We start from the raw sequence: 1079 nt of genomic DNA on the forward strand, positions 1-1079 counted from the left end.
GGAAGGGGGTGAGCGGGCCCCCGGGGGGCGGCGCGTACAGGTCCTCCGGTCCGTCCGGTCCCGAGGTCCGCGCGTGCGGCACGTGGACCAGGCCCGCCCGCAGCGCCACCCGTCGCGAGGCGGTGTTGGCGGGGCGGATCCGGGCCACGACGGGCAACCGCGGCATCCGTTCGGCTCCCCACCGCACCGAGGCCGCCGCCGCTTCCGAGGCCGCTCCCCGGCCCCAGTGGGCGGGGAAGAACCGGTAGAAGAGGTTCAGCACGGGCACCCCGGCGACCCGGCTCGGCTTCAGCCCGCAGAAACCGATCACGGTGGGGTCGTCGAGGAACCGAACGGTTCGGTAACCGTGGCCGAAGACCCGCCAACACCGGTCCCACTCGATGTACCGGGAGATCGCCGCCTCCCGGTCCGCCAGCGCGTCCGAGGGGTTGTGCGCGCAGGCCAGGGGGTCGCGGTGGAGGTCGAGGAGGGCGGGAATGTCGCCGATCACGGGGCGGCACAGCGCCAGGCGTGCGGTGACGATCCGGCCGGTGTCCCGGGCCACGGCGCCTCCCCTTCCCCGTCGGTGTCCGTCAGCGGTGTCCGAACAGCGCGCGGGCCGGTCCCGCCGGGACGGTTCGTCAGTCCCGGGAGGGGGCGGAGGCGGAGGGTTCGCGGCCGGGTCCGACCGCCCGCTTGCGCCGGGCGTCGCGCGCGGACATCCCCAGTCGGGTCAACGCGGCCAGCAGCACCCCGATGTCGTCCAGGTAGATCGGATCGGGGAGGAGGTCCACCGGCCAGATCGTGTAGGCGATGGCGCCCCAGAAGGCGAATTTGTCGCCGCTGTTCAGGCCGACCGCCCGCAGGGTCCGGTAGGCGCGCACCAGCTTGGTGACCAGGACGACGGCCACCGCCGCGGTGGCGACCGCGATCACGCCCAGGACCACGAGCAGGGTCACGACCCAGTTCTCCACGGGTCGCCTCCCTTCGCCTCGTCCCGCGTCCGCGGTCCCCGGTCGGGCCGCCGTCCACCGCGCCATGGTACTGCCGGGCCGACCGTTCGCGACGGCATCGGCGGGCCCGTCGGGGGAGATCGGGGC

2 protein-coding genes are annotated in these 1079 nt (G+C 74.8%); both read right to left on the reverse strand.

Going from position 1 to position 1079, the window contains the following annotated elements; all coding sequences use genetic code 11:
• On the reverse strand, positions 1 to 544 hold a 544-nt coding region (locus FOE67_RS26585; protein ID WP_323385573.1), incomplete at its 3' end, for a GNAT family N-acetyltransferase.
• Between the two features lie 76 nt (positions 545 to 620).
• A complete protein-coding gene (locus FOE67_RS26590; protein ID WP_323385575.1) occupies positions 621 to 953 on the reverse strand; it encodes a YkvA family protein in 333 nt (110 codons plus the stop codon).
• Between the last annotated feature and the right edge of the window lie 126 nt (positions 954 to 1079).

This window comes from Streptomyces calidiresistens (assembly GCF_014141525.1).
GTDB lineage: Bacteria > Actinomycetota > Actinomycetes > Streptomycetales > Streptomycetaceae > Streptomyces > Streptomyces calidiresistens.